We start from the raw sequence: 25,818 nt of genomic DNA on the forward strand, positions 1-25,818 counted from the left end.
TCTGGTCGTACGCCATGAACGTGGCGCCGCCGGACTTCGCGAGCACCTTCGTGATGGCCGCCGTCAGCGACGTCTTGCCGTGGTCCACGTGCCCAATCGTTCCGATGTTCACGTGGGGCAGGCTGCGATCGAACTTTTCCTTGGACATGACACTCCTCGAAAAATGGAGCCCTGAACCAGGATTGAACTGGTGACCTCGTCCTTACCAAGGACGCGCTCTGCCAACTGAGCTATCAGGGCTTGGCGATGCACTACAACGGTTGGAGCGGGAAATGGGATTCGAACCCACGACATTCAGCTTGGAAGGCTGACGCTCTACCAACTGAGCTATTCCCGCATTGCCGAGTGGAGGGAGATGGATTCGAACCATCGAAGGCGTAGAGCCGGCAGATTTACAGTCTGCTCCCTTTGGCCGCTTGGGTATCCCTCCAGATATTCACTTGTGGTGCTGCGGCCACTTCCTACACACAAACTGCCGAACTGCCTTCACTTCCCGGGCCCAACACCGCGGCCCGTCCAACCTGGCCGGCGGCGGGATTTGAACCCGCGACCTACTGATTACAAATCAGTTGCTCTACCGACTGAGCTACACCGGCATCACTCCAGCAACTGCCCCGCCCTACCTGATTCCCGGCGGACCGTCAACCTCCCGGCAGCAACTTGAGAGGCGCGACCTTTTAGAAGTCCCCACTCTCCAAGTCAAGGAGATTGATCCAGGGGTCGTCACCGGGCCGGACGGCCCCGCTGACGGGCGACCTCGTATAGCAGAATCGCGGCGGAAACCGACGCATTCAATGAACCGACCTGACCGGCCATGGGAATCCGGAGGCGGAAGTCGCAGTGCTTGAGGACGCCTTCCCTCACGCCTGCCCCCTCGGCCCCCACGACGAGCGCCAGCGGACCGTCCAGCTTGGCGGTCCACAAGGGCTCCGAACCTTCGATGTCCGCGGCCGCGACCCAGAGCCCCGCTTCCTTCAGCTCCTCCAGGGCGCGGGAGATGTTGGTGACGCGGGCGATGGGGCAGTACTCGACGGCGCCCGCGGAGGCCTTGGCCACCGTGCCCGTCACCTGCACCGCCCGGTCCTTGGCGAGGACGACGCCGTGGGCTCCGAGCGCGTGGGCCGAGCGGATGATGGCCCCCAGGTTGTGCGGATCCTGGATGCCGTCCAGCACGACGACCAGGGCCGGCTGCCCCTTGGCCTTCGCCGCGGCGAGCACGTCCTCCAGGTCGACGTACTGGAAGCCCCGGAGCTCGGCGACGACGCCCTGGTGCACGCCGCCCTCCGCCATCGTGTTCAGGCGCTCCCGGGCGACCTTCTCCACCCGGACCCCGGCGTCGCGCGCGCGGCTGAGCAGCTCGCCCGCGGCCTTGGCGCCCACCTGCCCGTCGACGATGAAGAGGCGCTCCACGGCGTCGGGATGCGCGCGCAGGGCTTCCAGCGCGGGGTTGACGCCATAGACGTAGCGCGGCGCTTCGGTGCCGCCGCGCTCGCGCTCGTTGCCGCCGGACTTGGGTGAACGCTCTCGCATGGGGGCTACTGGACCTCCACGGGCAGCGAGAAGGTCTTCTTCTGACGGGCGCAGATCTTCTCCGTGCAGATGAAGAAGGTCAGCGTCGCATCCAGCGTGCCCTTTCCGGCGGTCACCGCGGTGAAGGGGACCTCGAAGCGCGGATCCACGAACTGCTGGCCCTGGGCCTTCTTCGCCACCGACTGCTCGCGCGTCAGCGTCTTCTGCGCGGGCGTCAGCTGCTTGCTCGTGAGCTCCAGCTTCAGCGGGGCCTCGTCGGAGACGTGGGCGCCGGCCTTCGACTTGATGGCCAGGACGAAGGTGCCCTGCCCTCCCGCCTTCACCTGCGTCGACGTGCCCTCGGTGGTGACTTCATAGAGGGTGGCGGGGTCCACGTCCTGGGCCAGCACCGGAGCGCTGGCGAGGGTCAGCAACAGGGTGGCCAGATGCGGAAAGCGGCGGGGGCTCGGCATGGGTCGTCTCCAGGAAGGCGGCGCTCGTATATCGGGGCTTCGGACGCGCGGGGAGCCCTTTCTCTTCTAACTCCGGGGCACGCCCACCTTCGCGACACCCTTGCGCGCCGCGGGCGGCGGAAGGAGCGCCTGGGGCGTCTCCAGCGCGGCGCTCCACACGGGCGCTGCTCCGGAGACCAGGGCCTCCGCGCGCAGGATGATGGGCGTGGCCAGGTCCATGCCCGTCGCGGCCTCCATCTCCAAGAGCGCGGGCGAGCTGTTGACCTCGAAGACCTTGGGCTGGCCCTGGACGTCCAGGAGGTCCACGGCGGCCACCTCCAGGCCCACCAGCCGGGCGACCTTCTCCGCGGTGGCACGATGGCTGGGAGACAGCGCCAGGGCTTCCAACCGGGCGCCCCGGTTCAGGGTGTGCGAGAGCCGGCCGGGGCGCGGCTTGCGCAGCACCGCGGCGATGGCCTCGCCGCCCACCACCAGCACGCGCACGTCCTGCCCGGTGCTCCGCACGTACTCCTGCATCACCAGGTTGTGCCCGAGCCCCAGCACCGCCTCCAGCGCGGCCTCCAGCGACTGGAGGCTCTCACACACCATCACGCCGTGCTTCTCCTGGCCCTGCAGGAGCTTCACCAGCACGGGCACGCCGCCCACGAGCCCGACCATCTCCTTGAGGTGGGCCGCGTCGCGAGCCATCACCGTGGCCGGGATGTCGATGCCGTGGGCGGACAGGAGCTGGAGCGCTCGCATCTTGTTGCGCGACTGCGCGATGGCCTGGGCATGGTTCACCAGGGGCACGCGCGCCAAGCCGAACTGGTTCACGACCGCGAGCCCGTAGGTGCTGATGGACAGGGCGATGCGCGGGATGACGACGTCGGTGGGCGTCAGCTTCTTGCGGTCGTACAACAGGGTAGCGCGGCTGCCCCCGTCCAGATGCATCTGCACCCGGAGCGGGTTGAGCACGCGCACCCGGTGCCCTCTCGCGCGACCTGCGTCGACGATCCGCCGCGTGGACGAAATGGAGGCGGAGCGCGAGAGGACAGTGATTTTCATGGCGGAGGCGACCGGGTCCGGCGAGGTCCCTATAACCCTCGCCACCTTCCGGGTAAAGCTGCCTCCGCCCACCGCTTCCGCCTAGAGCTGGCGGATGGCGCGCACTTCGACGCTGACCGGAGCCTCCGGACGCGAGGCCTCCAGGCGCGCACAGGCGTTCCCCGTGAACGTCACGCCTCCTTCGCCCAGCGTCCAGGTGTCCGGCCCCTGGAGCGTCCGCTCACCGTTGATGTAGACGACGATGAGCTGGTTGTCGGACGGCAGCTGGCTCGGGTCGAGCCCGATGAAGCAGGGGTTAGTGGTCGCGAGCTTCTCGCTGATGTTCTTCAGCGCACCCGCCAGCTCTTCCCGGTTGGCGGCCTGATAGAAGGCACGGCCACAGCGCTTGGCGTTCAGGTCGCAGGTATCGCCCGCGCCGCAGTCGACATCCGCCTTGCACTCGCGCGCGAAACCACCCGCGTTCGCCATCGCGTTGAGGACGCTGGGGCCATCGCCCGCCGACGTCTCCGCGCCGAAGCCGATGACGATGGTGGAGATCTTGCGCGCCTTCAGCTCCTCCACCGCCGCGACGGAGGCGTTCTTATCGAGGCAGCCCCTCTTGTAGTACGGGCTCAGGGGAGCCGTGCACTGGTCGTCGAGCGTGCAGCGACACTCCGTCTGGCTGCCGTTGTACTCGTTCTCCAGGTTGCAGTTGGGCAGACCGTCGGTCAGCAGGAGGACGATCTGATCGCGCTCCTCGGGGTCGCCCGTCAGGAGCGAGCCCGTGAACCGGACGCTTCCGCTCGTCGGCGTGCCGCCCTTGGGTTGATTCGGCCCGCTGTTGGGGATCCCCTGCAGGATCGCGTTGAGGCTCGTCGCGTGGGCCTGGAGCTGTTCGTCCGAATCCAGCCCGGTCGGGATGGCGAGGCGAACGCTTTCGCCCGCGGTGGCGGCGGCGCAGGCCAGGGCCACGGTCTGGGTCGTTGCCGTGTTGGGCGCCGGATACGTCGTCAGGCCAAAACGGACCAGCTTGCCGCTCTCCGCCAGGAACGGGCCCATGGCCCCCTGGAGCTCCGACCAACGCGTGGGGCATACGGACGTGTCGCAGGCCGTGCCCTCGCCGCACTTGTAATCCCGGCCTTGGGTATCCTTGAGGTAGCAGACCCTCACGCCGTTCACGGTCAGCTCGGGGTTCACCGGCAGGGTCATGGAGCCCGAGGTGTCCACCAGCAGCATGACGTCCGGCTTGCTCTTGCGAGCAGCGATCACCGTCTCCTTCGTCGTCTGGGCGATCGCGAGCGGATCCACCGGCTCGAAGTCATAGGTTTGACAGCCGGCCATCAGGGCACCACCGACGATGCCGGCCAGCAGTGCGCTCAGGGGGGTCAACTTGGCGCGCATAGGCTTTGGGAATTCCTTCCAGGGGGGAACAACGAACTGCATGCGCCGCAGCGTAACGCGTGAGCGCCCACCGAGGCTACAGCGACTCGCGGCCGTCCGGTTCCATTCAGGTGAAGCTGCCAAGTTGCAACGTCAGGCGATCCTCGTGGGCCGGGCCCGTCCCAGGTCGGACACCTACCTCCAACCGGAGGGCATGGGGCCTTCGAGCCCGCCGTCCCGCTCAGAGGGTGAGGACGCGCGCGCCCTCCGTCAGCCTCCAGATGGAGGCGAGGCCCATGACTTCGTCCAGGGTGCCCTGGAGCTCCTGGGGCGACAGGCCGCAGATGCGCACCGTGGTGTCGCAGGCCACGAGCTTCGCGCCCAGGGCGCGGGCCTCCTCGAGCATCCGGGCCGGAGTGGGGACGTTGAGGCCTTCGGCCCGGGCGGCCTCCGTGCGCTCGCGCTCGCTGTGCGCGAGGCCGAAGCCGCCGCGGACGAGCTGGCGCAGGGCCTCGAAGGCGAAGACGAAGTAGACGTCGTCCCCCATCGCGGCGGCGGTGATGCCCATGGAGCCGGCCTGGAAGGCGGGCTCATACGTGGCGTGCTGGAGGAAGAAGAAAACGCGTCCGGCCATGGTCCTGGACCTTAGCGGGATCGAGTCCGGGCAGGCAGCCGGCATATAACCAGGGCCCCACTCCACCGGGAGTCCCGCATGCCGAGCCTGCCATCCCGTCACCCCGGCGTTCGTCCCTCCCCACTTCGGTGGGTGGGCCTGATCAGCCTCGCGGTGCTCGCCAGCGCGGGTCCGCTGTCCGAGGCGGCTCCGGCCCGGGTGACGGTCAAGACCTCCGCACCCACGCCACTGGATGCCCCCGTACCCGGACCGCTGCGGGAGGAGGCGCTGAAGCTGCTCGCCCAGCCGACGGTGGCGGGGGCGGCGTGGCGCAGGTTGGGGCCGGAGGTCGTGCCCGTGCTCGCGGCGCTCGCCGAAGATCCGAGCGTCCCGGACGTGCAGCGAATGCGGGCCGTGGCGGCGCTGGCGCAGGTGGAATCCCCGGAGGCGGGACCGACGCTCCAGGCGCTGATGGAGGATCCGCGCAGGTCCGCGGACGTGCGCGCGCGGGCCGCGGCGGCGCTGGGCCAGTGCCTGGGGTTCGAAGCAGTGAAGGCGCTGAGCGCCCGGCTGGAGGACCGGGACGTGCGGATCCGCGAGGCCGTGGCGCAGGCGCTCGGTCGTCTGGGGGGACAGCGGGTGCGGGAGACACTGGAGGAGCGGCTCCCCCTGGAGGACGTGCCGCAGGTGCGCGAGGCGCTCCAGCAGGGCCTCACGCTGGCCGAGCCCTGAACCTGGCGGGGATGGCTTCCCTGGCGGCTCGCTCGGGGCTCGCGTCGGACGGGGCCTTCCGTTAGATGGGAGGCCATGCGCCCCACCGTCCTCCTCTTCGACATCGATGGCACCCTCGTCACCACCGGTGGCGCGGGACGTCGCTCCATGGCCCTGGCCTTTGAACGGCTTCACCAGCGCCGCGACGCGTGCGACAGCTTCAGCATGTCCGGCATGACGGACCGGGCCATCGTCCGCAAAGGGCTGTCCACCATCGGCGTGCCTGTGTCCGAGGACGCCATCAACGCGCTCATCGACGCGTACATCGCCCACCTGGGCGAAGAGGTTCCCAAGGTCGATGAGCGCGAATACCGGCTGCACCCGGGCATGCGCGAGGCCGTGCTGGAAGCGCGCTCGCGGACGGGCTTCGCCGTGGGCCTGGGCACCGGCAACGTGCGCGCGGGCGCCCGGGTGAAACTGGAGCGCGTGCGCATCCACGACCAGTTCGCCTTTGGCGGCTTCGGCTGTGACTTCGAGGACCGCGTGGCCCTCATCCGGCACGGCGCGCAGGCCGGCGCCGCGCAGTTGGGGCATCCCCTGGAGGCGTGCCGCGTGGTGATCATCGGCGACACACCCAAGGACGTGGCGGCCGCGAAGGGCATTGGCGCGGAGACGATTGGCGTCGGCACGGGGAACTTCACGCCCCAGGCGCTGCGCGACGCTGGCGCGGAGTGGGCCTTCGCCGACTTCTCCGTCCCGGAAGCCATGGAGGCCCTGCTCGTCGGACGGTGAAGGTGTGTTATCTCCGCCGCCCCTCCGAGGAGTCCACGCATGTCGTCCACGCTCGAGTCCTATGAGCTGATCCGCTTCGCCGAGGCCTTCGAGGCCCGACTTGCCACGGCGGAGGAGATGGTCGTCGGCCGACCGGGGCTCGAGGCCGAGAAGCAGTGGCTTGCCTCCGCGCTGGAGCGGCTGCGCGAGGCCCGGGAGCCGGCGGCCGGGTTGCTGGAGCAGGTGAAGGACCTGCCCGAGCTCGACGAGGCCCGCGAGGAGTTCTCGTTCGACCAGCAGGGCCGGTGGGTGGATGCACTGGAGAAGCTGCATGCGGGCATCACCTTCACCGCCAGCAGCCGCGCTCCCGTCATCGAAGCCCTCTTCCCCCACCTCAAGTTTCCGCAGCTCCGACGGGCCCCCGGCGAGCTGGTGAACGAGTACGCGTCCTCCTACGAGCGGCGGCTCAAGAGTGCCTACGTCACGCGGATCTTCTCCCGCGACGACTTCGCGATGGTCCGTCCCGTCGTGGACCTCGTGGCCTCGACGTTCGCCGCGTGGAACGCAAGCCTGTCCCCTACCCCGCTGCCCCCGGATGAAGAGGCCGCACTGCGCGAGGCGCTGGTGTCCCTGGGGCGGCGTCTGGACGTCGCGTTGCGACAGGGGCGGCTGCTCGCGGAGGCCGCGCTCGTGCCCGTGCCGGGCGTCTTCGAGGCCGCGGGCCTCACGCTCAAACCCCGGAAGCGCGCGGGTCGCTCGCTCGCGCTCAGTGCCGAGGATGGCGCTCCGGAGCTCTTTGGAGACGAGGGCGACGCCGGGCAGGAGGACGCGTTCGAGGGTTCGGAGGACGAGGCGGCCGCGGATCCTGACGGCGCGGAGGAGACGGATCCGGCCGAGGACACCGCGGAGGCCGAGGTCGCGGAGCAGGCGCCTTCTCTTCCCCCCGCGACTCGCAAGGGTCGACGGGGTGTTCCTGCATCGGCTCCCGTGGAGACGGGCGCGGCGGAGGCTTCTGCCTCGGAGGGCGGGCATGAAGACCCCGCTTCCGGACCTTCTGCTTCGGAGCCTGGAGCCGGGGAGGTTCCGGAGACGGCTCCCGTCGCGGTGCGTCCCGTGCGGCGCGGCCGGCCTCCGAAGAACAGCGCCCCCGCTCCCGAGACCGTGCAGGCGGACGCCGCTTCGGATCCGGATCCGCTCCCTGAGGGAGTAGCGGAGGCGGTCCGTCCCCGTCGACGCAAGAAGACCGATCCGTCCGAGGCAGGGACGCCTTGAGACCCGCCGCGCGGTGAGTGCACCGCCGTGAAGAGGAACCCGGACATGGCGGACGTCGCCCTCCCAATCGATCCCCTCCTGCCCGACATCGTCTCCACGCTGCGAGGCGCGCGGTCGCTCGTGCTGGAGGCGCCCCCTGGCGCGGGCAAGACGACCCGTGTGCCTCGCGCGCTCCTGGAGGCCGGACTGGGTCAGGGTCGGGAGATCGTCGTCCTCCAGCCGCGCCGGCTTCCGACGCGGCTCGCCGCCCAGCGCGTGTCCGAGGAGCTTGGCGAGCGCGTGGGCGAGACCGTGGGCTATCAGGTCCGCTTCGAGGACGTGCGCGGGCCGAAGACCCGCATGTCCTTCGTCACCGAGGGCGTGCTCGGGCGACGGCTGCTCACCGACCCTACCCTGCGCGACGTGGGCATCGTCGTGCTCGACGAGTTCCATGAGCGGCACCTGTCCGCGGACATCTCGCTCGCGCTCTTGCGGCGGCTGCAGGAGTCGGCCCGACCCGACCTCAAGCTCGTCGTGATGTCCGCCACCCTGGAGGCGGAGCCTGTCCGCGCGTACCTGGGCGGCGCGCCTTCCCTGCGCTCCGAGGGCCGCCGCTTCGACGTGAGCGTCGAATACCTCTCCGCCCCGGATGAGCGGCACCTGGATCAGCAGGTGCTCTCCGCGCTCAAGCGCCTGTTCACCCAGGGCGTCGACGGCGACGTGCTCGTGTTCCTTCCGGGCGCGGGGGAGATCCGCCGCGCGCGCGACACCTGCGCGGAGTTCGCCGAGCGTCACGACGCCGACGTGCTCCCGCTGCACGGCGACCTGTCCCCCGCCGAGCAGGACCGCGCCGTGCGCCGCAGCTCCCGACGGAAGATCATCCTGTCCACCAACGTCGCGGAGACCTCCGTCACCATCGACGGTGTCGCGGTCGTCATCGACAGTGGCCTTGCGCGCGTGGCATCGCACTCGCCGTGGTCCGGTCTGCCGCAGCTCAAGCTGGGCAAGGTGAGCCGGGCCTCCGCCATCCAGCGCGCCGGCCGCGCGGGCCGCACCCGTGCGGGCCACTGCGTGCGCCTCTACACCCAGCACGACTTCGACGGACGCCCCGACCAGGAGGCCCCGGAGATCCGCCGCACCGACCTGGCGGAGACGGTGCTCTCGCTGCGCGCCTCGGGCGTGAAGGACCTGGGCGCGTTCCCCTTCTTCGAGGCGCCCCCCGCGCCCGCGATGGAGGCCGCGGAGACGCTGCTGCGCCGGTTGGGCGCCGTGGATGCGCAGGGCAAGGTCACGGACATAGGCCAGCGGCTGCTGCGCTTCCCGGTCCACCCGCGCCAGGGACGCGTCATCGTCGAGGGCGAACGCCGGGGCGTGGGCGCCGATGCCGCGGTGCTCGCGGCCCTCATGGGCGAGCGGGACATCCGCCGCGAGGCCCGCGCCAACCTGGGCGGCGGCGGACGCGCTTCGGCCATCGTCAGCGGTCCCTCTGATCTGCTGGAGCTGCTGGAGCGCTTCCGTGAAGCCGGACGCTCGGGGTTCTCCTCAGGGCGCATGCAGTCACTGTCCCTGGACGCCGGCGCGGTGCAGGCCGTGGAGCGCGTGCAGAAGCAGCTGCGGCGCTCGGTGCGGGAGCAGGGCTCGCGGCCTGGACGCCCCGAGGACGTGGAGCAGGCGCTGATGCTCAGCGTGCTCGCGGGCTACCCGGATCGCGTGGCGCGCAGACGACGGCCTCGCTCGCCGGAGCTGCTCATGTTCGGCGGCGGCACCACCAGCCTGTCCGAGTTCAGCGTCGTCCAGGACGCGGAGCTGATGGTCGCCGTGGACGCCGAGGAGCGACCCGGTCGCGGCGCCGTCGTCCGGCTCGCCAGCGCGGTGGAGGCCGAGTGGCTGCTGGACCTCTACCCGGACGCATTGGAAGAAATGGACACGCTCCAGTGGAACCCGGAGTCGCGCCGCGTGGAGCGCCTCACCCGCCTGGCGTACGGCAACCTCGTGCTGGAGGAGACGCGGACTCCCGCACCTCCGTCCGAGGCGGCCGCGCGCGTACTGGCCGAGGCGGCGCTCGCCGCGGGTCCGGAGCGCTTCGCGGAGCCCGAGGCGCTGGAGCAGTGGCGCACCCGCGTGGCCCTGCTCGCCAAGGCCTTCCCGGAGGCGGGCTTTCCCGCCGTGGACGCCACCTTCCTGCGCGATGCGCTGGCGTCCCTGTGCGTGGGCGCGCGCAGCTTCTCCGACCTGGAGGGCGTGTCGCTGCTGGACGCGCTCTACACGCGCCTCACGTCGGATCAGCAGCGCCTGCTCGCGAACCATGCCCCCGAGCGCGTCACCCTGCCCGGCGGGCGCGGCGTGAAGGTGCACTACGAGCCCAACAAGCCGCCCTGGGTGGAGTCACGGCTGCAGGACTTCTTCGGGATGGCGCAGGGGCCCAGCGTGGGCGCGGGCCGCGTGCCGCTGGTGCTGCACCTGCTGGCCCCCAACATGCGCGCGGTCCAGGTGACCACGGACCTGGCGGGCTTCTGGGAGCGTCACTACCCGGCGATCCGCAAGGAGCTGTGCCGGAAGTACCCGCGGCATTCGTGGCCCGAGGATCCGCGCCACGCCGAACCGCCCGCGCCCCGTCCTCCGAGGCGCTGAAAGGCGCGCGCACAACTACAAGCGCTTGTGCATCTCCAGGTGGTCGATGCCGGCCTCGTCGAAGACGGCGCCCACCGGCTGGTAGCCGTGCTTCTTGTAGAAGTCGAGCGCGTAGAGCTGGGCGTGCAGCATGATGCCGTGGACGTTGCGGCGGCGCGCCTCGGCCTCCAGCGTCGTCAGCAACAGCGAGCCCACGCGCGACTTGCGGTGCGCCTGGAGCACCGCCATGCGGCCAATCTGACCCCACGTGCCCGTCTGTCCCGCGGGCGGCTCCGGCAGCTTCACCAGCCGACCGGTGCCGATGGCGTGACCGCCCTGGTACGCGAGCACGTGGTACGCCTGCGCGTCCTCGGCGTCGCGCTCGATGCCCTCGGGGACGTGCTGTTCCTCGATGAACACCACCTCGCGGATGGCGAGGGCCTGCATGAGCTCCGCCTCGTCCTTGATCTGGGCGACGGTGACGGGTGCCGGGATTGTTTCGGGAGGCGTCGGCATATCGAGGGCAAGGTACACAAAAGGCTGCGCCGCCAACAGGCGGAAAAACCACGCCCCCTGGAAGAAGGCGCCCGCAAGTGACTCGGCGGACTCCGTTTCGGCCACCGCCCGCGCGGGCGCTCCGTCCCCTGCCCTCCGTCACCCCAGGCCTCCGGTCACGGAGGCCCCACCGCATGGGGTCATCCAGTTGCAATTACTCCCTGCGTCGGATGGCACCCCGGTGATTTCACGGGGAGCACGGGTGGAGGCGTTCGGGGGAGGATCGTCCCGGGGAGGGCATGGTAGGGTCCAAGCCGATGCGTTCTCGCGCCCTCCTCGTCCTGTCCCTGAGCCTGTTGTCGTCGCCCGCTCTCGCCCAGAAGGAGCTCTTCTTCGGCACCGGCGAACCGCCCGTGTTCCGCGAAGCGGACATGGACAAGCGGTTCCTTCGCTCCCGCGTGTACCAGGCCCTGAACCAGGGCACGTCCGACGCGAACTGCGCCCAGCTCGTGGGCGCGCTGCTCACCATCGTCGGTGAGTCCGCGCCGTTCCTGCACAAGCGCGACGAGAACTTCTTCGTGGATCCGGTGCTGCTGCAGACCGTGAACACGCAGCTGTCCACCCCGCGCTTCCCGGCCAGCATGTACCTGGTGTCGATGATGCGGCGGGTGCTCATCGACAAGAAGCTGCCGCCGGAGTGGCTGCAGACCGCGGTGGCGCTCGCGCCGTACTACCCGCCGCTCGACCTGAGCAAGCTGCGCTTCGCCGCGGACGGCGTGAACCCCGTGGACAGCTTCTTCTTCACGCTGCCCGCGATGCTCGAGCGCTACAACGTGGAGGTCCTGAAGGCCAACGCCACCGCCTCCAGCGTGGCCGACGCGAAGTTCCGCGACGACTACCTCGACAAGGAGGTGGGCTTCGCGGGCCTGGAGTTCGTCGACGCGAAGCTGGAGAAGCCCAAGAAGAAGGGCAAGCGGGGCACTCCGCCCGAACCGCCCGCGCTCGTCGCGCGGCTGCTCTACTACATCCCGGATCCGAACGAGGTGCCGGGCGGACTCAACCTCGAGTTCGGCAAGCCGCGGGTGCGCCCCACGGTGAGCATCACGGCGCGACTGAAGGATGCGCAGTACATGGACCTGACGCGGCTGCCGAAGGGCGCTCGGGTGCTGCTGCGCGGCCGCTTCTGGGAGTACCGCAAGGCGCTCAAGGAGCTGGAGGTGCGCGACGCGCTCCTGTTCCAGGACCGGGACTGGACCCAGAACGCCTCGCTGGCGGATCCGAACGCCGTGGCGGCGTGCCCGCTCGCGTTCAATGACCTGACGGGCACCGCGCCCATCCAGCCGGGCGGCTTCGGCGGCAAGCGCTGAGCGGGCGTCCCGCGCCCCGCACACCCATCCCGGTGGTGACACCCTCCGTGTCGCCGTCTGGAAGCTCCGCCCCTCGTGGAGAGGCCACCGGCAGCACTGGCATGGCCGCTGCTCAAGCCCTCGCGTCCCTTTCGCGCGAGGCACCCCATGAAGGTCGAAGGCCAGGAAGCTCCGTCCGGATCCGAGAAGGTTCCCCCGGAGAAGGACGCGTTCCAGCGGGTCCTCCAGCAGACCTCCGGACGCGGTAGCGCCCCGGCGCGTCCCAGCTCCGCCGCCCGACGGGGCGCGGTTCCCGTGCCCGGGGGGACACCGAAGGCAGGGCCCTCCCGTCCCGGTGGACTCCTCCCCTCCTCTTCCGGGCCCTCGATGCGCGCCTCTTCTGGCGCACCGCAGGTCAGGGCCTCGGGCTCCATCCTGTCGACCGCGCGCAGTGCGCTCGGGAGTCCGGAGACGCTCCGACAGGCCCGGCAGGGCATGCACGTGGAGTCGCAGCGGCTGGGCACCGTGCGCCAGGAGGCTCACGCCGAGGGACGTGATCAGGCGACCCACCGGGCCTCGGAGCTGATTGCCCGCGAGTTGGAGCGCTCACTTCGTTCCGAAGTCCGTCCCGCGCCAATCCAGGCTCCGACTCCGTCCCACGCGCGTACGGACTCGCCTGCCGGGAGCGCTCCGCTCGCGGCCGTGACGGAAGGCCGCGGGGCGGCGAACGGAGCCGGGCCCGCCAGCAGCACGCCGGTCGCGCAGGTCGAATCGACGCTGGCGCTCATCGAGAAGATCGAGGTGTTCGTGAAGTCACAGCGGCCGGCGCTGGGCCTGAGCCTGCGGGGTTCGCTGGACGCCACCGTGGAGGTGGAGCGCACCGGGCCCCGCGAGGTGGCGCTGCGCATCCAGGGCCGCCATGGGCCCGTTCCCACCGAGGACGTGGCGCGACTGCGCGACGCGCTGGAGGCCCGGGGGCTGCGGCTCAGCGTGCTGAGGGCGGAATGACGAAGGCCCTCACGCCAGGGGGCGCAAGGGCCTTCAACCGCACGGGCGCACGCGAGCGGTGCGGCGCGCTACTTCTTCCCACCGGGGGCCAGGTTCAGCTCGGCGCGCTTGCCCTTCTTGTCCTTGTACTCCTCGGACTCGGGCAGGGCGGCCTTCTTCTCCGCGATGTTGGGCCACTCGGTGGAGTACTTCGTGTTGAGCGCCTTGTACTCGGACCAGTCGGCGGGCAGCTCCGTCTCCGGGAAGATGGCCTTGGTCGGGCAGACGGGCTCGCAGGCGCCGCAGTCGATGCACTCGTCCGGGTGGATCACCAGGAAGTTCGCACCCTCATAGAAGCAGTTGACCGGGCACACCTCGACACAGTCGGTGTACTTGCACTTGATGCATGGCTCGGCGACGACGTAGGCCATTTAAATCTCCTCAGGGCGGATTTCCGCGCGTCCGTGGGCGCGCACAGTAGATGGTTGTGGCCAGGGTGGCACCCTGAATTTAAGGCACTCCCCGGGCCCTTTCCCCTGTCAGCCCAGCAAGCCCTGCGCTCGCAGCAACTCCGCGACGAGGATGGCGCCCTTTGCGGCTCCCATCTTCGTGTTGTGGGAGACGAGCACGTACTTGAAGCCGTTCTCCAGCACACCATCCTCGCGGATGCGGCCCACCGTGGTGGCCATGCCGCCGTGGGTGTCCCGGTCCATGCGGGGCTGGGGGCGGAACGGGTCGTCCAGCACTTCAATCCAGCGCGGGGGAGCGGACGGGAGGGCCTTCGCCACCTCGGCCCCCTGCCACTCGCGCAGGGCCTGGGTGACCTCCGCCACGGTGGCCTTCTTCCCGAGCGACACGAAGACGGACTCGGTGTGGCCCTCCAGCACGGCCACCCGGGTGCAGGTGCAGGAGACGCGAAGGTCGTGCGGGGTGAGCGCCGCGCCCGCGGGGTTGAGCGCCCCGAGGATCTTCTTCGTCTCCACCTCGACCTTGTGCTCCTCCTTGGGGATGTAGGGCACGACGTTGTCGAGGATGTCCAGGCCGATGACGCCGGGCGAGCGGCCCGCGCCGGACATGGCCTGGAGGCTGGTCATCAGCACGGCCTTCACGCCGAAGCGCTCGGCCAGCGGGGCGAGCGTCACGGCGAGGCCGGTGGTGGTGCAGTTGGGGATGGGGACGATGAAGCCCTTCCACCCGCGCTGCCGGCGCTGCTCCTGGATGAGCGGCGCGTGGGACGCGTTGACCGGGGGCAGCAAGAGCGGCACGTCCGCGTCGTAGCGGAAGGCGCTCGCGGCGGAGAACACCGGGATGTCGCGGGCGAGCCGCGGCTCCAGCTCCCGCGCCACGTCCGCCTCCACGGCGGAGAAGGCGATGTCGTAGTCCTTCGCCTGCACCGCGTCGCCGCTGATCACCGTCATGCTGGCGATGCCCGCGGGCAGCGGCTCCGGAACGAACCAGGCCAGCATGCCGTTGGAGGCGCGCAGGGCGTCCGCGTACGTTTTTCCCGCGGAGCGGGGCGAGGCGGCGAGCCCGGTCAGCTCGATGAACGGGTGGTCCTTCAGGGCCGCGATGAACTGCTGGCCCGCGAGTCCGGTGGCGCCAATGAGCACAGCGCGAAGCTTGGCCATCGTGGGGGTTCTCCGGTGGGGGCGACAGGCCGCTCCTTACACCGTTTCACGACGCATCGCATCCGCCGCTCAGCGGTGGGCGTGCGACTGGGGGCGTGCATGGCGTTCGGTGGGATAGCCCCCCGTCACCCAGGCGTGGAGCCCCCCGGCGAGGCACACGGCGTTCCTTCCCCGGAGGCGCAGCACGCGACAGACGCGGCGGATGTCGGCGCAGTCCTGGGTGGTGCCACAGAGGACGATGAGCTCGTCATCCGGCAGCATCCCCAGGTCGCGGGCGATCTCCGAGGCCGTCATGCGCAGCGCGCCGGGGATGTGGATCTCGAACCGTTCCCAGTCCATCGCGTCGCGACAATCCAGGACGAGCACATCCTCGTCCCCCAGACGCATGAACAACTCATCGCAAATGATGGTGGGCTCCACCGGGGCCTCCCCGAGGCGACATGTTCCTTTGAACAAGAACCCGGGAGCTTTTTCCCCTCTTCCACCACGCCTGCTCGCCTGCCCTCGGAGACCCCAACGGGGCCACCAGGGCCCCGCTGGACGGCCCTGGGTTCAGAGCCCGAGCTGCTTGGCGATGATCTCGTTCATCACCTCGCTGGTGCCGCCACCGATGGGGCCGAGCCGGGCATCGCGCCAGTGGCGCTGGATGTCGTACTCCATCATGTAGCCGGCGCCCCCGTGGAGCTGGAGGCACTCGTCGGCCACGCGGCAGCACGTCTCGGTGGCGACCTTCTTGGCCATGGAGGTCTGCGCGACGGCGTACTCGCCCGCCACGTGCAGGGCCAGCGCGTGATAGGTGAGCTGACGCGCGCATTCGCGGGCCGTGTACAGCTCCGCGAGCTTGTGGCGGATCACCTGGAACTGCCCCAGCGTCTGCCCGAAGGCGCGGCGCTCCTTCACGTGCGCGAGCACCGTCTCCAGCATGTCGTCCATGGCGCCCACCGCGCCGAGCGCGAGCGACAGGCGCTCCCACTGGAAGTTGCCCATGATCTGCGAGAAGCCCTGCCCCTCCACCCCCAGCAGGTGCTCCGCCGGCACGCGGCAGTCCTCGAAGAAGAGCTCCGCCGTGTCCGACGCGCGCCAGCCCACCTTCTGCAGCTTGCGCCCCACGCCGAAGCCCGGCATGCCCCGCTCCACGACGAGCATGGACAGCCCCTTGTGGCCCCGCGCGGGGTCGGTCTTCACCGCCAGCACCACGAAGTCCGCGCGCACGCCGTTGGTGATGTACGTCTTGGAGCCGTTGACGACGTAGTGGTCGCTCTCGCGGCGGGCGGTGGTGCGCAGGCCCGCGACGTCCGAACCGGCGTCCGGTTCGGTGATGCCCAGGGCGCCAATCTTCTCCCCCCGGATGGCGGGGGCCAGCCAGCGCTGCTTCTGGGCCTCCGTGCCGAACAGGTGCAGGGGGCCGGTGGCGATGGTGAACTGCGCCCCCAGCCCGGCGGCCACCCCTCCAGAGCCACAGCGGCCCAGCTCCTCCAGGAGCACCGCCTCGTAGAGCTCGCCAGCGGCCGTGCCCCCGTGGGCCTCCGGGTACTTCAGGCCCAGGAAGCCCAGCTCGCCGAAGCGGCGGAAGAGCTCCCGGGGGAACTCCTCCTGCCCTTCCCACTCCCCGGCGAACGGGCGCAGCTCCCGGTCCACCACCGCTCGTACAGTGCGGCGGAAGGCCTCATGCTCCTCCTGGAAAACCCCATGGCCGTGCAGCATCGTGTCGTCCCTTCGTGGTCCAGGTTCAAAGGGCCTGACGCCCCGCGCCGCATGCTAGCGGGACGAGAACCGGGGCTGGACGGTGTTGCTTCCTTGACCGGCTCCTACGGGGCTGCGTATAAACCCGGCCCCAATCACTTCCGGCGCCATAGCCAAGTGGTAAGGCAAAGGTCTGCAAAACCTTCATTCCCCGGTTCGAATCCGGGTGGCGCCTCACAGACAGAAGGCCCGATGCGGAAGCAAGCTCCGCATCGGGCCTTCTGTTTTTTCCGAAGTCATTGGACCTTGAAGCGGGCCTAGCAGCCCAGCTCCACCGCGCCGATGTCCGGGGCCGCGCCGCAGAAGGGCAGGCCCTGGTCCAGGCCCTTGTCCTGGGCCGCTGGCGACGGGGCGAAGGTGTCCGAGACCGCCGTGTCCCCTCCCGTGGAGGTCGTGTCGCCGGTGGCGGCCTTGAAGGCGTCCAGAGCCACGAGCTGGCCGTTCTGCATGAACTGGGCCCCCGCCGGGTAGAGGTTGGAGGCCATCTGGAGGCTGGGGGCCTGGCCGCCCAGGTCCACGGCGATGGGCGCGTCCACGAGGTTGTTCGCCACGCGCAGGGCCTGGGTGGGGCCGCCGGTGCCGTGGCCGAGGATGATGGCCGTCTTCGCGCGGGTGATGGTGTTGTTGGCCACCACCGTGCCCTGCGAGTTCTCCAGCCGGATGCCGGTTCCCTCGCCGCCGCCCGCGTCGGTGATGTCGTGCACGCGGTTGCGCCGCACGACGATGCCCTGGGGCACCGGGCCCTCGTGATTGCCGCCCACGGAGATGCCCTTCGACGCGTCGTACAACTCGTTGTCCTCCACCACGACGTTCTTCGCGGAGTAGTGGATGACCAGCGCTTCGCCCGTGGCCGTGGCCGACTTCTGGAAGTGGTGCATCCGGTTGTTGCGGATGGTGACGTCGTGGCACGTCTTGATGTCCACGGCGTTCTCGCGGTTGCCGAAGAAGTGGTTGTTCTCCACCATCAGGCCCTGGGCGGGTGGCAGGCCGCTGACGCCCTCGGGCCCCAGGCACTGCACGGAGTCACCGGAGTTGTCGTGGATGTCGTTGTTGCGCACCGTCACGTCGTAGGAGCCGGCCTGCACCACGATGCCGTGCGAGTCCTGGTTGCCGGTGGTCCGCACGAAGCCGTGGATGTTGTTGTTCTCCAGGGTGGGACCCCGGGCGTTGTTGAACGTCGTGACGCCCGCGCCGCCCGTGCCGTCGTGCAGCTCCGAGTTGGCGAGCACCGCACCCTGCACGTCGCCCTCGAAGGTGACGCCGAAGATGGGCTGCGCCTGCACGTCGAGGTCGAAGCCGTCGATCAACCAGTTCGGCCGGCGCACCTGGACGAGCGCGCCCGAGCCGCCGCCCGGCGTGAGCTTCGGACGGCCTTCGCCCTGGAGGGTGATCTTCGCTTCCGGCGTGCCGGCGCGCGCGTTCTCGCCCAGGACGAGGCGCTCGGCGTAGGTGCCCGCGAGCACGCGGATGCGGTCGCCGGGACCGGCCTTGCCCACCGCCATCGCGATGGTGCGCAGCGGCGCGGCGGCGGAGCCCTCGGCCCCGTCGTCACCGTTGGGGGACACCACCCACTCGTGGGCGGCCGCCGTGGCCGGGGCGGCCGTCATGGGTTTGGCGCTGACGGCGGGCTGGGGACCGGGCTCCGCGATGGGAGCGTGGTCCGCGTGCTCCGGCAGCTGCGCGGCGGGAGTGTCCGCCACCGGCTGCACGCCAATGGGAGGGGCCGCGCCGGGGGTGGCGGCGGCCTTCCCTGCCGCGGGACGGTTGGTGTTGGCCGCGGGAGTCCCAGCGGGGGTTCCCGAAGAGGGGCTTCCCGGGTCCGAGGACCCGCCCGAGCCGCCGCCGCAAGCGCTCAAAGACAGGGCCAGGGCACAGGCAGCCAGGGAGGTCACCAGGGTGGTTCGCTTCGTCAATCCGTTGCCTCCGTGAATTCGCATGAGCAGGGGCAACGCATGGCGTCGGCGCTTCTATTCACTGCCGGTCATCGCGGAAGGGACTCGCCGCAGGGGAAGGGAGGACCGTGACGCCTGACCGCGCGGCGGCTACGGTGCCGCCGCCGTGTCCAAAGCCGTCCTGCTCCTGACCGCCCTGCTGCTCGTCTCCTGTGCCACGTCGGCGCCCGTGTCTCCTCCTGCGCCAAGCACCCAGGGCCTGGGTGAACCGGAGGTCACCGCGACCGCGCGGGACGCGGTGTCTCCAAAGGCGCCCTCCCCGTCCGGAGTCTCCGATGCGGGCGTCGTGCTCGACTCCACGAACGACCCGTCGGATCCGCTCACCTCCGGGTTGCCGGGGCCGCAGGACCTGAAGCGCCTGGACTTCCGCAACGGCGAGCCCCGCCTGCCCATCAAGCTGATGGAGGGGCGCGACGCGGTGACGTTCTCGCCGCGCGGCCGGATGCGGCTGCGCTTCGGAGGTCCGGGCGACAAGATGCTGGATGCGCCCGCGGGCTCGCGCTGGACGGTGCGGGTGACGCAGGGCGAGCCCGCGCAGTGGAGCGCGCGGCTGCAATTGGGCGAGTTCCGCTTCGCGGACAAGGCCGGCCTCGCGGAGGCGCAGGAGACGTGGCGCGCACGGGGGCTCGCGGTGCGCACGCACACGCTGGGCTCCGTGTACGGCATCGCGGGCAAGGTCATCGACAACCGGCGCTACCTGCTGCTGGGCGACGAGGCCCTCACGCCCGCTGGCGCAGCCGAGAAACAGGCGGACCTGCTGCGCCAGTACGGCCTGCGCACCACCCTCTTCGAGGAGGTCCGCAAGCCGTCGAGCGCCATCCTCGAGGTGCGGGACGAGAACGACGCGGTGGTGGGGCTCGCGCAGGACCGGCTGGACGCGGAGACGCCGGACGGCAGCGGCTTCGACGTGCGGCAGGTGGAGTACGGCGTGGGCTACGACTTCCACGCCTTCGAGGACCGCAGCTTCCGGGGCGCGCTCCAGTTCGCGGCGGACCGGAGCGGCAAGCTCGCGGTGGTGAACGTGGTGCCGCTGGAGGACCTGCTCAAGGGTCTGGTGCCCTCTGAAATCTTCGCGCGCGCGCACCCGGAGGCGCTCAAGGCGCAGGCCGTCACCGCTCGGGGCGAGGTGCTGGCGAAGGTGGGCATCAAGCACCTGGCGGATCCGTACCTGCTGTGCTCGGAGCAGCACTGCGCGGTGTACCGGGGCCGCACCGGCGAAGCGGCCAGCACCACCGCCGCGGTGGAGGCCACGCGGGGCGAGGCCCTCTTCAGCAAGGACGGGCGGCTGGTGGACTCCGTCTACAGCGCCGTGTGCGGCGGCCACACCGAGGACAACGACGTGGTGTGGGGCGGCCCGCCCGACCCCAGCCTGCGCGGCCGTCCCGACCTGCTGGAAGCCGCCCCGGACGTGCCCGGCCCGTCGTCGCTCAAGGCGTGGCTGGCCGCGCCGGACGTGCCCGCCGCGTGCCGGCTGTCCAGCTTCGCGCAGCCCACCAAGTTCCGGTGGGAGAAGCGCTTCACGCAGGCCCAGGTGGACGCGCTCACGGAGAAGTTGGGCGTGGGCTCCATCCAGGCCCTCAGCCTGTCCGAGCGCGGGGTGTCCGGACGGGCCCGGCTTCTGTCCCTGTCCGGCACGAAGGGCGCCACCCAGGTCCGGGGGGAGCTGAACATCCGCCGGCTCTTCGGGATGCTCAACAGCACCATGGCCACCGTGGAGGCCGAGCGGGACGCCGAGGGCCGCCCCACCGGGTGGCTCTTCCGGGGCGGTGGCTGGGGCCACGGCGTAGGCATGTGTCAGACAGGCGCCATCGGCCGGGCGGAGGCCGGGCAGCGCTACCCGGAGATCCTCCGCTACTACTTCAACGGCGCGGAGGTCGCGCCCATCTATTGAACCGAAGAGGACACTTCGCGCGTACCCAATGCCGGACACGCGAATCTCTTTCGATTATCGACTGTTACGGGCCGCACGTTCGGGACTGAAGAGGCGGTCCGGAGGTTTATCATCAGGCCGTGGCGAAGGGTTCCCCGACAGACTGGCGTCAGCGGCGCAAGGAGCGCGCATCCCTGCGCTATCTGCTGGCGCTCGTCCTGGCGCTCGTGGGGCACGTGGCCTTCGTGGGGCTGGTGCTCCTGCTGTCCTACGTGCAGATGAACCTGCCCGGGGGGGAGAAGCGCCCGGTCCCCCGCCCCACCTCCGTGGCCGTCCGTCCGCTCACGTCCGACCAGTGGGCGAAGAACCGCGGCCCCACCTCCCAGCAGACGAAGCCCCGCCCCACCGAGAAGCGCGAGACGAAGGAAGAGAAGAAGCCGGACGAGACGAAGAAGCCCGAGGGCCAGGTGGTGGACGTGGCGCCGGGAAATGATCAGGTCTCCCCGGACGCGAAGTACCTGGCCGAGAGCAACAACACGGTCCAGAAGGAGACTCGCGCGAAGGACCAGACGGCCTTCTACCGCAACGCCATGCCCCAGAAGACGGCGCCCCAGAAGCAGGAGGGCGCTCAGACGGAGCAGGTGCAGCCGCCGCGCGTGTCCGGCAACAACGGCCAGGGCGCGGACGACAGGCCCCAGTCGCAGGGCGGCCAGAAGCCCACCTTCGAGATGCCGGAGACGCGCCGCAAGCAGGAGATCGCCATGAAGACGGATCCGCGCGAGCGCGGCCCGGGCATGGCGGTGAAGAACCAGTCGGAGAGCGAGGCCACGGCGGGCAACGCGAAGCGCCTGCGCATCCAGCCCGGCGAGGGCGACAACAGCGAGCAGGAGGGCTCCACGGGCCGCACCGGTTCGCCGGGGCTCGCGACGCTGATGCCCTCGCAGGCGGCGATGGACCGGGTGGTGGGCGCGGCGCCCAACGACATGCTCCAGGACCAGGAGGAGGGCGACGGCACCTTCCTCAACACGCGCGAGTGGAAGTACGCGAGCTTCTTCAACCGCGTGAAGCAGAGCGTGGGCATGCACTGGAACCCCAACGAGCAGCTGCGCGTGCGCGACCCGACGGGGAACATCTACTCCGGGCGCGACCGGCAGACGCTGCTCACCATCACCCTGGACGAGCGCGGCGCGGTGAAGGACATCCAGGTGGAGAAGAGCAGCGGCCTGGACTTCCTGGACATGGAGGCCGTGTCCTCGTTCAAGCGCGCCCAGCCCTTCCCCAACCCGCCGTCCGGCCTGCTGGGCCAGGACGCGACGGTGCGCTTCCAGTTCGGCTTCTTCCTGGAGATGGGCGGCGGCCCCCGGATGCGCCTCTTCCGGCAGTAGCCGCACCGTGCACCGTCTGGCGCCGGGCATCCCGACGCAACGGATGCTCGCGGACTTGAGGCCGGGGCACTACCCTGCCCCACCGTGGAAGCCACCCCGCCCGTCATCGACCGCAGCGCCGCGCTCCAGGAGCGCAACCGGAAGGTCCGCTTCGTCCTCCTGGCCATCCTCGTGGCCAACTGGGTGGTGGCGGTCGCCAAGCTCGTCTTCGGCCTGCTCGCCCACTCCGCGTCGGTGACGGCGGACGGGTTGCACTCGTTCATCGACGGCGGCTCCAACGTGCTGGGGCTCGTGGCCATGGGCGTGGCCTCGCAGCCCGCGGACGCGGATCACCCCTACGGTCACGGCAAGTTCGAGGCGCTCGCGTCGCTGGGCATCGGCGCGATGATTGGCGTGGGCATGCTGGAACTGGGGCGCATGGCGCTCGACTCGCTGGTGCATGACAAGCACCCGACGGTGACGGTGACGATGGCGGCGGTGATGGTCTTCACGCTCGTCATCAACCTGGTCGTCACGCGCGTGGAGCGCCACTACGGCGAGAAGTACAAGAGCGCGCTCCTGCTCGCGGATGCGAAGCACACGCTGTCGGACGTGTTCGTGAGCCTCGCGGTGCTGGTGTCCATCGGCCTCGTCGCGCTGGGCTTCCCTCGCGCGGATGGCCTGATCGCCCTGTGCGTCATGGTCTTCGTCGCGTGGGTGGCCTACGGCATCGTCCGGCAGGCGGTGGGCATCCTCTCCGACACGGCGCGGTTGGATCCGCTCCAGGTGTCCCAGCACACGCTGGCGGTGTCCGGCGTGCGCTCGTGCCGCAACGTGCGCAGCCGGGGCATGGAGGAGAGCGTCTACGTGGACCTGAAGATTGAAGTCGATCCGCAGCTCACCACCGCCCAGGCCCACGAGGTGGCGGACAAGGTGGAGGAGACGCTGCACGGCGCCTACCCGCAGGTGGTGGACGTCGTCGTGCACGTGGAGCCCTCGCGGCCTCGCTGAAGCGCCACGGGCGTCGAAAACACCAAGGGCCGCCTTCCCGTGCATGGGAAGACGGCCCCGGTGACTCCCGAAGGAGGACGTGAGCGCTACGCCACCTTCTGCGCGGGCGTCTCGTAGTCTTCAATCGGCGGGCACGAGCACACGAGCTTCCGGTCCCCGAGCACGTTGTTCAGGCGCCCCACGGACGGCCAGAACTTGTTGTCGCGCACCCACGCCGTGGGGAACACGGCCTGCTCGCGGGTGTAGGGGCGGTTCCACTCCGGCGCGGTGAGCGTGCGCGCGGTGTGCGGCGCGTTCTTGAGGACGTTGTTGTCCTTGGGAGAGCGGCCCTCCTCCACGTCGCGGATCTCCTGGCGGATGGCGATCATCGCGTCGCAGAAGCGATCCAGCTCCGCCTTGGACTCGCTCTCCGTGGGTTCAATCATCAGCGTGCCCGCCACCGGGAACGACACGGTGGGCGCGTGGAAGCCGTAGTCCATCAGCCGCTTGGCCACGTCCTCCACCTCCACGCCCGCGGTCTTCTTGAGCGGGCGCAGGTCCAGGATGCACTCGTGGGCCACCCGGCCGCGCTTGCCCCGGTACAGCACCGGGTAGTGCGGCTGGAGGCGCTCGGCGATGTAGTTGGCGTTGAGGATGGCCAGCTTCGTGGCCTCCGTCAGCCCCTCGCCGCCCATCATCTGCACGTACATCCAGGAGATGAGCAGGATGCTGGCGCTGCCCCACGGCGCCGCGGAGATGGCGCCGATGGCCTCCGCTCCGCCCGTCGGGATGACCGGGTGTCCGGGCAGGAACTTCACCAGGTGGCTGGCCACGCAGATGGGGCCCATGCCCGGGCCGCCACCGCCGTGCGGGATGCAGAACGTCTTGTGCAGGTTGATGTGGCACACGTCCGCGCCAATGTGGCCCGGCGCGGTGAGGCCCACCTGCGCGTTGAGGTTGGCGCCGTCCATGTACACCTGGCCGCCGCGCTCGTGGATGATGGCGCAGATCTCCTTGATCTCCTCCTCGAACACGCCGTGCGTGGACGGGTAGGTCACCATCAGCGCCGCCAGCCGGTCCTTGTACTCGTCCGCGCGGACCGCCAGGTCCTTCAGGTCGATGTTGCCGTTCTCGTCGCACTTCGTGACGACGACCTGGTAGCCGGCCATCACCGCGGAGGCCGGGTTGGTGCCGTGCGCGGAGGACGGGATGAGGCACACGTCGCGGTGCCCCTGGCCCCGGGCCTGGTGGTAGGCGCGGATGACGAGCAGGCCCGCGTACTCACCCTGGCTGCCCGCGTTGGGCTGCAGCGAGCACCCGGCGAAGCCCGTCACCTGCGACAGCGCGTGCTCCAGCTGCTCGAAGATGACCTTGTAGCCGGCCGCCTGCGAGGTGGGCGCGAACGGGTGCAGCTTGCTGAACTGCGGCCACGTCACCGGGATCATCTCCGCGGTGGCGTTGAGCTTCATGGTGCAGCTGCCCAGCGGAATCATGGAGTGCGTGAGCGACAGGTCCTTCGCCTCCAGCCGCCGCACGTATCGCAGCATCTCCGTCTCGGAGTGGTAGCGGTTGAAGACGGGGTGCGTGAGGTACGCGCTCGAGCGGTGGACCTCCTTCGCCAGCGGGCTCTCCAGGTCGCTGGCCAGCTCCTCCAGCACCACCGGCCCGCCCGCCTTGTTCGCGCCCTGCACGAAGGCCGCGAGGATGTCCTCCACGTCCTTGGCGCGCGTCGTCTCGTCGAGCGCGAGCCCCAGCGTCTTGTCGTCGATGCGGCGGAAGTTCATCTTCGCGCCTTCAGCGGCGGCCAGCACGCCCCGCACCTGCGCCGTGGTCAGCTCCACGCGCAGCGTGTCGAAGAACTGGTCGTGGCGCGGCTTGAACCCGAGCTTCGTCAGCCCCCGGGCCAGCAGCACCGTGAGTCCGTGCACGCGCTCCGCGATGGACTTGAGGCCGTCCGGCCCGTGGTAGACGGCGTACATGCCGGCCATCACGGCCAGCAGCACCTGCGCGGTGCAGATGTTGCTCGTCGCCTTCTCGCGGCGGATGTGCTGCTCGCGCGTCTGGAGCGCCATGCGCAGCGCGGGCCGACCCTGCGCGTCCTCGGACACGCCGATGAGGCGGCCCGGCATCACCCGGGTGTAGGCGTTCTTCGTGGCGAAGAAGGCGGCGTGCGGGCCGCCGTAGCCCAGCGGCACGCCGAAGCGCTGCGCGCTGCCCACCGCCACGTCCGCGCCGAACTCGCCCGGCGGCGTGAGCAGCGTGAGGCTCAAGAGGTCCGCCGCGACGATGAACAGGCCGCCCGCCGCGTGTACCTTCTCACCGAAGGCGCGGTAGTCGTGCACCACGCCGTCGGTGGCCGGGTACTGCACCAGCGCGCCGAAGAACTTCTTCGCGGACAGGTCCACCGTGCGGTGGTCGCCCACGACGACCTCCACACCCAGCGGCAGCGCGCGCGTGCGCACCACGTCCACGGTCTGCGGGTGGCAGCCCTCGGACACGAAGAACGCGCCGCCGGTGCTGTCGCCCTTCGCGTGCAGCGCGAGGCCCATGGCCTCCGCCGCGGCGGTGCCCTCATCCAGCAGGGAGGCGTTCGCCACCTCCATGCCCGTGAGGTCCGTCACCATCGTCTGGAAGTTGAGCAGCGCCTCCAGCCGGCCCTGGGCGATCTCCGCCTGATAGGGCGTGTACTGGGTGTACCAGCCCGGGTTCTGGAAGATGTTGCGCAGGATGACGTTGGGGACGTGGGTGTCGTGGTAGCCCATGCCGATGAAGGACCGGAACACCTGGTTCTTCGCCGCGATGGCCTCCAGCTGCGCCAGCACCTCGTTCTCGCCCCGGCCGGGCGGCAGGCGCAGCGGCTCCTGGGCGCGGATGGCGGGCGGCACGGTGCGCTCGATGAACGCATCGAGCGAGTCCACACCCAGCGTGGACAGCATCTGCTTCACTTCGGGGGCCTCCGGGCCGATGTGCCGGCCGGCGAAGGACTCCTGGTACTTCCAGTTCAAGGACATGGTCGGAAGGGCTCGCGTGAGGTGCGGAAGGAGTCGGCGTCCGAGGGGGTCGGGGCCTCGTGGAGCGTCACTAACAATCCGGACGCGCCAC

The 25,818-nt window shown here is 70.2% G+C and carries 22 protein-coding genes and 5 tRNA genes; 10 read left to right on the forward strand and 17 right to left on the reverse strand.

The window, feature by feature from the left end; all coding sequences use genetic code 11:
• The 10 genes from D7V97_RS11195 to D7V97_RS11240 form a co-directional block, all read right to left on the reverse strand.
• On the reverse strand, positions 1–148 hold a 148-nt coding region (locus D7V97_RS11195), incomplete at its 3' end, for a GTP-binding protein (RefSeq protein WP_233582667.1).
• 16 nt (positions 149–164) lie between these two features.
• A tRNA-Thr gene (locus tag D7V97_RS11200) sits at positions 165–240 on the reverse strand.
• 21 nt (positions 241–261) lie between these two features.
• A tRNA-Gly gene (locus D7V97_RS11205) sits at positions 262–337 on the reverse strand.
• Positions 338–346: 9 nt separating this feature from the next.
• Positions 347–430 (reverse strand) — tRNA-Tyr (locus D7V97_RS11210).
• Positions 431–523: 93 nt separating this feature from the next.
• Positions 524–596, reverse strand: a tRNA-Thr gene (locus D7V97_RS11215).
• Positions 597–723: 127 nt separating this feature from the next.
• Positions 724–1,530, reverse strand: a complete 807-nt coding sequence (gene rlmB, locus D7V97_RS11220) for a 23S rRNA (guanosine(2251)-2'-O)-methyltransferase RlmB (protein ID WP_120610606.1) — start codon at positions 1,528–1,530, stop codon at positions 724–726.
• A gap of 5 nt (positions 1,531–1,535) precedes the next feature.
• On the reverse strand, positions 1,536–1,982 hold the full coding sequence (locus D7V97_RS11225; RefSeq protein WP_199728773.1) for a hypothetical protein: 447 nt from the start codon (positions 1,980–1,982) through the stop codon (positions 1,536–1,538).
• Positions 1,983–2,048: 66 nt separating this feature from the next.
• Positions 2,049–3,026 carry a RimK family alpha-L-glutamate ligase gene (locus D7V97_RS11230; protein ID WP_120610608.1) on the reverse strand — a complete coding sequence of 326 codons (978 nt, stop codon included), beginning with the start codon at positions 3,024–3,026 and terminating at the stop codon, positions 2,049–2,051.
• 81 nt (positions 3,027–3,107) lie between these two features.
• On the reverse strand, positions 3,108–4,406 hold the full coding sequence (cglB, locus tag D7V97_RS11235; protein ID WP_120610609.1) for an adventurous gliding motility lipoprotein CglB: 1,299 nt from the start codon (positions 4,404–4,406) through the stop codon (positions 3,108–3,110).
• A gap of 220 nt (positions 4,407–4,626) precedes the next feature.
• Positions 4,627–5,019: a DsrE family protein gene (locus tag D7V97_RS11240; RefSeq protein ID WP_120610610.1), complete on the reverse strand. Its 393-nt coding sequence runs from the start codon at positions 5,017–5,019 to the stop codon at positions 4,627–4,629.
• A gap of 132 nt (positions 5,020–5,151) precedes the next feature.
• Here D7V97_RS11240 and D7V97_RS11245 point away from each other — a divergent pair, with 132 nt between their 5' ends.
• From D7V97_RS11245 to hrpB, 4 genes are all read left to right on the forward strand, one after another.
• Positions 5,152–5,730 carry a HEAT repeat domain-containing protein gene (locus D7V97_RS11245; protein ID WP_233582660.1) on the forward strand — a complete coding sequence of 193 codons (579 nt, stop codon included), beginning with the start codon at positions 5,152–5,154 and terminating at the stop codon, positions 5,728–5,730.
• Between the two features lie 75 nt (positions 5,731–5,805).
• On the forward strand, positions 5,806–6,501 hold the full coding sequence (locus D7V97_RS11250; RefSeq protein ID WP_120610612.1) for an HAD family hydrolase: 696 nt from the start codon (positions 5,806–5,808) through the stop codon (positions 6,499–6,501).
• A 39-nt stretch (positions 6,502–6,540) separates the two neighbouring features.
• Positions 6,541–7,752: a hypothetical protein gene (locus D7V97_RS11255; RefSeq protein WP_120610613.1), complete on the forward strand. Its 1,212-nt coding sequence runs from the start codon at positions 6,541–6,543 to the stop codon at positions 7,750–7,752.
• A gap of 45 nt (positions 7,753–7,797) precedes the next feature.
• On the forward strand, positions 7,798–10,362 hold the full coding sequence (gene hrpB / locus D7V97_RS11260; protein WP_120610614.1) for an ATP-dependent helicase HrpB: 2,565 nt from the start codon (positions 7,798–7,800) through the stop codon (positions 10,360–10,362).
• Between the two features lie 15 nt (positions 10,363–10,377).
• Here hrpB and D7V97_RS11265 read toward each other — a convergent pair whose 3' ends face one another.
• Positions 10,378–10,857 carry a GNAT family N-acetyltransferase gene (locus D7V97_RS11265; RefSeq protein ID WP_120610633.1) on the reverse strand — a complete coding sequence of 160 codons (480 nt, stop codon included), beginning with the start codon at positions 10,855–10,857 and terminating at the stop codon, positions 10,378–10,380.
• A 296-nt stretch (positions 10,858–11,153) separates the two neighbouring features.
• Between D7V97_RS11265 and D7V97_RS11270 the strand changes: the two genes are divergently transcribed.
• Both D7V97_RS11270 and D7V97_RS11275 read left to right on the forward strand, forming a co-directional pair.
• Complete coding sequence (locus D7V97_RS11270) at positions 11,154–12,203, forward strand: hypothetical protein (protein WP_120610615.1); 1,050 nt, start codon at positions 11,154–11,156, stop codon at positions 12,201–12,203.
• Between the two features lie 366 nt (positions 12,204–12,569).
• Complete coding sequence (locus D7V97_RS11275) at positions 12,570–13,190, forward strand: hypothetical protein (RefSeq protein WP_233582662.1); 621 nt, start codon at positions 12,570–12,572, stop codon at positions 13,188–13,190.
• Positions 13,191–13,258: 68 nt separating this feature from the next.
• On the opposite strand, the gene fdxA is transcribed toward D7V97_RS11275, so the two are convergent.
• From fdxA to D7V97_RS11295, 4 genes are all read right to left on the reverse strand, one after another.
• A complete protein-coding gene (fdxA, locus tag D7V97_RS11280) occupies positions 13,259–13,600 on the reverse strand; it encodes a ferredoxin FdxA (RefSeq protein ID WP_120610617.1) in 342 nt (113 codons plus the stop codon).
• A 108-nt stretch (positions 13,601–13,708) separates the two neighbouring features.
• Positions 13,709–14,797: an aspartate-semialdehyde dehydrogenase gene (asd, locus tag D7V97_RS11285; protein WP_120610618.1), complete on the reverse strand. Its 1,089-nt coding sequence runs from the start codon at positions 14,795–14,797 to the stop codon at positions 13,709–13,711.
• Positions 14,798–14,866: 69 nt separating this feature from the next.
• Complete coding sequence (locus D7V97_RS11290) at positions 14,867–15,217, reverse strand: rhodanese-like domain-containing protein (protein ID WP_120610619.1); 351 nt, start codon at positions 15,215–15,217, stop codon at positions 14,867–14,869.
• A gap of 132 nt (positions 15,218–15,349) precedes the next feature.
• Positions 15,350–16,501, reverse strand: a complete 1,152-nt coding sequence (locus D7V97_RS11295) for an acyl-CoA dehydrogenase family protein (protein ID WP_120610620.1) — start codon at positions 16,499–16,501, stop codon at positions 15,350–15,352.
• 142 nt (positions 16,502–16,643) lie between these two features.
• Between D7V97_RS11295 and D7V97_RS11300 the strand changes: the two genes are divergently transcribed.
• Positions 16,644–16,715 (forward strand) — tRNA-Cys (locus tag D7V97_RS11300).
• Between the two features lie 82 nt (positions 16,716–16,797).
• On the opposite strand, the gene D7V97_RS11305 is transcribed toward D7V97_RS11300, so the two are convergent.
• Entirely contained in the window at positions 16,798–18,240 is a 1,443-nt protein-coding gene (locus D7V97_RS11305; protein WP_233582664.1) for a nitrous oxide reductase family maturation protein NosD, read from the reverse strand.
• Positions 18,241–18,598: 358 nt separating this feature from the next.
• Between D7V97_RS11305 and D7V97_RS11310 the strand changes: the two genes are divergently transcribed.
• The 3 genes from D7V97_RS11310 (at position 18,599) to D7V97_RS11320 (ending at position 22,737) form a co-directional block, all read left to right on the forward strand.
• Entirely contained in the window at positions 18,599–20,383 is a 1,785-nt protein-coding gene (locus D7V97_RS11310) for a SpoIID/LytB domain-containing protein (protein WP_120610621.1), read from the forward strand.
• Positions 20,384–20,502: 119 nt separating this feature from the next.
• Positions 20,503–21,747 carry an energy transducer TonB gene (locus tag D7V97_RS11315; RefSeq protein WP_120610622.1) on the forward strand — a complete coding sequence of 415 codons (1,245 nt, stop codon included), beginning with the start codon at positions 20,503–20,505 and terminating at the stop codon, positions 21,745–21,747.
• 84 nt (positions 21,748–21,831) lie between these two features.
• Positions 21,832–22,737 carry a cation diffusion facilitator family transporter gene (locus tag D7V97_RS11320; protein ID WP_120610623.1) on the forward strand — a complete coding sequence of 302 codons (906 nt, stop codon included), beginning with the start codon at positions 21,832–21,834 and terminating at the stop codon, positions 22,735–22,737.
• Positions 22,738–22,823: 86 nt separating this feature from the next.
• Here the strand turns inward: D7V97_RS11320 and gcvP are convergent, their stop codons facing one another.
• Entirely contained in the window at positions 22,824–25,727 is a 2,904-nt protein-coding gene (gene gcvP, locus D7V97_RS11325) for an aminomethyl-transferring glycine dehydrogenase (RefSeq protein WP_120610624.1), read from the reverse strand.
• Positions 25,728–25,818: the final 91 nt, after the last annotated feature.

Source organism: Corallococcus sp. CA053C, assembly GCF_003611675.1.
GTDB lineage: Bacteria > Myxococcota > Myxococcia > Myxococcales > Myxococcaceae > Corallococcus.

What these genes read in the sequence shown, in the direction of transcription:
- rlmB (WP_120610606.1), bottom strand. Translation starts at nt 1,530, where the DNA reads ATGCGAGAGCGTTCACCCAAGTCCGGCGGCAACGAGCGCGAGCGCGGC.
- D7V97_RS11225 (WP_199728773.1), bottom strand. Translation starts at nt 1,982, where the DNA reads ATGCCGAGCCCCCGCCGCTTTCCGCATCTGGCCACCCTGTTGCTGACC.
- D7V97_RS11230 (WP_120610608.1), bottom strand. Translation starts at nt 3,026, where the DNA reads ATGAAAATCACTGTCCTCTCGCGCTCCGCCTCCATTTCGTCCACGCGG.
- cglB (WP_120610609.1), bottom strand. Translation starts at nt 4,406, where the DNA reads ATGCGCGCCAAGTTGACCCCCCTGAGCGCACTGCTGGCCGGCATCGTC.
- D7V97_RS11240 (WP_120610610.1), bottom strand. Translation starts at nt 5,019, where the DNA reads ATGGCCGGACGCGTTTTCTTCTTCCTCCAGCACGCCACGTATGAGCCC.
- D7V97_RS11250 (WP_120610612.1), top strand. Translation starts at nt 5,806, where the DNA reads ATGCGCCCCACCGTCCTCCTCTTCGACATCGATGGCACCCTCGTCACC.
- D7V97_RS11255 (WP_120610613.1), top strand. Translation starts at nt 6,541, where the DNA reads ATGTCGTCCACGCTCGAGTCCTATGAGCTGATCCGCTTCGCCGAGGCC.
- hrpB (WP_120610614.1), top strand. Translation starts at nt 7,798, where the DNA reads ATGGCGGACGTCGCCCTCCCAATCGATCCCCTCCTGCCCGACATCGTC.
- D7V97_RS11265 (WP_120610633.1), bottom strand. Translation starts at nt 10,857, where the DNA reads ATGCCGACGCCTCCCGAAACAATCCCGGCACCCGTCACCGTCGCCCAG.
- D7V97_RS11270 (WP_120610615.1), top strand. Translation starts at nt 11,154, where the DNA reads ATGCGTTCTCGCGCCCTCCTCGTCCTGTCCCTGAGCCTGTTGTCGTCG.
- D7V97_RS11275 (WP_233582662.1), top strand. Translation starts at nt 12,570, where the DNA reads ATGCGCGCCTCTTCTGGCGCACCGCAGGTCAGGGCCTCGGGCTCCATC.
- fdxA (WP_120610617.1), bottom strand. Translation starts at nt 13,600, where the DNA reads ATGGCCTACGTCGTCGCCGAGCCATGCATCAAGTGCAAGTACACCGAC.
- asd (WP_120610618.1), bottom strand. Translation starts at nt 14,797, where the DNA reads ATGGCCAAGCTTCGCGCTGTGCTCATTGGCGCCACCGGACTCGCGGGC.
- D7V97_RS11295 (WP_120610620.1), bottom strand. Translation starts at nt 16,501, where the DNA reads ATGCTGCACGGCCATGGGGTTTTCCAGGAGGAGCATGAGGCCTTCCGC.
- gcvP (WP_120610624.1), bottom strand. Translation starts at nt 25,727, where the DNA reads ATGTCCTTGAACTGGAAGTACCAGGAGTCCTTCGCCGGCCGGCACATC.